This window comes from Pseudoalteromonas sp. SG44-1, from assembly GCF_014164315.1.
Classification (GTDB): domain Bacteria; phylum Pseudomonadota; class Gammaproteobacteria; order Enterobacterales; family Alteromonadaceae; genus Pseudoalteromonas; species Pseudoalteromonas rhizosphaerae.
Genome location: NZ_JACJEW010000121.1, coordinates 1 through 3,383, shown reverse-complemented (window position 1 = coordinate 3,383; position 3,383 = coordinate 1). Strand labels below are relative to the sequence as shown.

1 protein-coding gene and 1 pseudogene are annotated in these 3,383 nt (G+C 42.3%); both read right to left on the bottom strand.

Going from position 1 to position 3,383, the window contains the following annotated elements; translation table 11 throughout:
- Positions 1-263 (bottom strand): annotated as a pseudogene (locus tag H5187_RS22890) (hypothetical protein); the annotation flags it as partial.
- Positions 253-3,204, bottom strand: a complete 2,952-nt coding sequence (locus H5187_RS22885) for a hypothetical protein (protein ID WP_182798411.1) — start codon at positions 3,202-3,204, stop codon at positions 253-255. The pseudogene H5187_RS22890 and the gene H5187_RS22885, both read right to left, overlap by 11 nt.
- Between the last annotated feature and the right edge of the window lie 179 nt (positions 3,205-3,383).

Below are 3,383 nucleotides of genomic sequence, written 5' to 3'. Positions count from 1 at the left end.
GGCAAGTTAGCGTTAAACTCGTTGACTTGGTTTAGCTCTACTAAGTACTCGTAGTAGCTACGCGCCCATTGCCATTGCTCGCCTTGTGCGGCAATTTCGGCAAATTTTTCAATATGCTCAACTTTGCCTTTTGCGATCAACTGCGCCAGGTCTTTTACAACAGGCCCTTGTGCAAGTGTCGGTAAACCCTGCTCATTAAGAACGGGGGCTTCGTTTTCGTCTAGGACGATAAAATCTAATATTGGTTCGAGTTTATTTCTCATTTTTAATCCATCCAAGTGGTTCAACGCAACGCGCAGTACCGACCAAAACAGTGTTACCGTTTTCATCTAGCATTGTTGTTTGATTGTCTGCTATGTGAATTTTACTATCATCGCCCCAGTCTGTACCGTTGTGTTTCAGCTCTATATACGCGTAGTTAATAAAGGCTTGCTGGCTATCAACAACATTATAACTAAGGGCCTTGAATGCTGAACTTGCGGCTGTCGTTGGTGGGGCGATCCCTATCGATGAATGCTCACTAATAAATGTACCTATTGATATTAATTTTTCAAATCCATCACCAAATTGGGTTTTTGTCAGAGGGAGAATCTCATGGTCTTTACCAACCGCTGATGAATTTTGGCTTTTTAATACTTTTGAGATAAGTGAATAACCTAGTATTCTCGCCGTTTCAGCTCTTGCCCTTGAACTTATAAACACCGGTCCCATGCCTTCCAAAAAACCGTATGGCGCGACATTCAATGCCTTTTTAGTTACATTAGCTTGAGTTTGATATTGCCAGATAGTCAACTGATTAGCGGGCATATCAGTCACTGTAACTGTGTTTCGTAATGAGCTACTAATTGCGGTGAGATCTTTAGTCCATGTTGCACCATTGTCTAACGTGTATGTGCAAGTGATATCGGTTCCGATGCCCGTATAAGGACGTGTCAATTCAAACAAGTCTTTTATACCGTCTGGAATATCATGTATCCAATTTCCCACCCATCCATTTTTTAAATCATCACAGAGTAATATCTCAGCAGGGCCACCTTGTACGTCTGTATGGTACAAGCCATCACCTATTGAATTATCCAAATTTGATTCATGGATAAGGTAGACCGTTCCAGAGGCAGAACCGCTACCAGTTGGGAAAACTCCTTGAAGTGGGAATACATCAGATAGTAGGCATTTGACTGTAGATACATTGCAATCATAGAGATTTGAAAGCCTGAAGATAATGTTTTTTGTAAAATCTATGACTATCAGACTATCCCCATTACCTATACCGAGATCAACTGAGTTTAAATATACAACAACATCTCCTTGATAGTTTATCCATTTAGATAATTTGTTACTATGATTAGAAGATAGCCAGTACCCAGAATCTATTACTTTACTAACCTTCAAATTATCTAACCCACGATAAGTGCCTGATATTAATGAGCGATTAGAATTTTCAAAATCCTCTTTTTTTAAACCAGAGGAGCCGTATCTCATATCTCTACAGACACCGCCTTGGCCGCTGGAGTAGATTGCATCATAGTAGCGACCGTCTGATCGGCCTGATATATTTCCGATAGAACCGGAATTTGGACTGGAATTGTTCACTGAAATTTCAGTGAAGCATTGTAGCTTGCTAGACAAATTAGGTGCATTGTTACCATACCAAAATGAACCGCCCTGATTAGTGCCTTCAAAGAGACTTGCACCTAATGGGTTAAAGCTAGGGTGATACGCCCCCTTATTAAGCCTGTTAACTGTGCCGCACACAAGGAAATGGCATTCACCCGCAGATCCATATAGTGTGTCATTTGTCCCATCACCTGACACCCTTACTTTGTAAGCCCCTTTCTCTATTATTCCCTCTCTGACTAATTCTGGACTTGCTGCTGAAACGTACAGTGCAAATTGACTATCATACCTGTATCCATCATCCGTATTTCGAACACCTTGTGGTTGAACTCCAGCCCCTTTTGTACCAGATTTATAAGTTAGATAGGTGCTCACAGAATCAATTCTGTCCCAGTCTTGATTGGTTAGTCCAAAAAAGCTACGCCCACGCACACACCATTGATAAAACTTACCCGTTGAATCATCAAAATAGATATTGTTATCAGGATCACTTGCTATTGCTATGCGTTGTGCTTCTGTGGCTGTTTGCCAGTTAACACCTTTACCCGCACTTGTTGTGTCACCTTCATACCATGCAAAATAAGTGGTAGGACGCACGTTATCTGTCACCGTTGGCACACCATTAATACTTGTAGCTTGGCTTTGAATTAGACCATTGGCATATACAAACGGGTCAGCATCGTTAATTTCACGTAAGAATGCCTCAAAACCCCACATATCTACTCGGTCTGTAACTACCTTGTTAGTTGTGGTTTCGCTGGCGAATGCAATTGCGGGTGTTGCATGTGTTATTGAAACACCCGTGGCGCTATCATAAGTACAAGTACCATCTTCGGCTGGGGGAAGTTTTACTTTAACCCGACCATTATGGATAACGGAGAGTCGCCCTAACATGGTTGTGACTCCACTAATATTTAATTGTGGATTTGATGTTTTAGAATCCCCTGTCGAACTTTCTGTATTGGACCTACCTAAATAAAATGAATTAGCATCCTCTGGTGTATAAGTTGGCATCCACAACCCTTGATTAACAACATTAGAACCATCACCAATATCATACTGTTTACCTAAATGCACAAACCCACTGGCCGCAAACTTTTCATTGTTCGCTGCGCGGCGGGCTTCAAATTCTACCTTACGCATTGCCCACGGAAATGGGTGATACGCATCCATTTGTGCGGCGTTATCTGCCTCAATCTGTTTGAGGGTTTTAACTGTTGTGGTGGTGCCGTCTTGATTGGTAAACGTGACGGTGCCTGTTTTTGTTTGCCAATCTTGCATGGCCACAAAGTTGTCATTGACGTTTTTATTGGCGTTGTTAATGGCATCCACGGCGGCTCTAAAATCACCGGTTGTGGGTATTACAACAGCGGATTGGCTCGACTGGCTACTGTTAGCCCAGTTTTTAACAAGCTCTATGTACTGCTGGCTGGCTGCGCCAACATAGCCGCGATTTATCTCAACTAAAAAGCCAGCTAAGAATAAAAAGTCACCCTGTCTAATGTTAGCGATACTTTCACCGCTGTTGATTGTTACCACTTTAGAGCCGTTGGTCACGCTTGCTTGACTGGCTGTAAATGCTGCCATTGTTTAGTCCTCGTTATTAATTAATTTAGTTGCTACCCGTTACAACAATAGATGCAGAGCGTGAGCCAGCTATTGGCACCCCGTCTTCGGTGTACGGAAATGCAACAGTATTAGCCACAGCCCTAAGCTGTAATGACTGTCCAGCACTGACTGCTAGATTTGTATTTGCAGATACTCCA

What these genes read in the sequence shown, in the direction of transcription:
- H5187_RS22885 (WP_182798411.1), bottom strand. Translation starts at nt 3,204, where the DNA reads ATGGCAGCATTTACAGCCAGTCAAGCAAGCGTGACCAACGGCTCTAAA.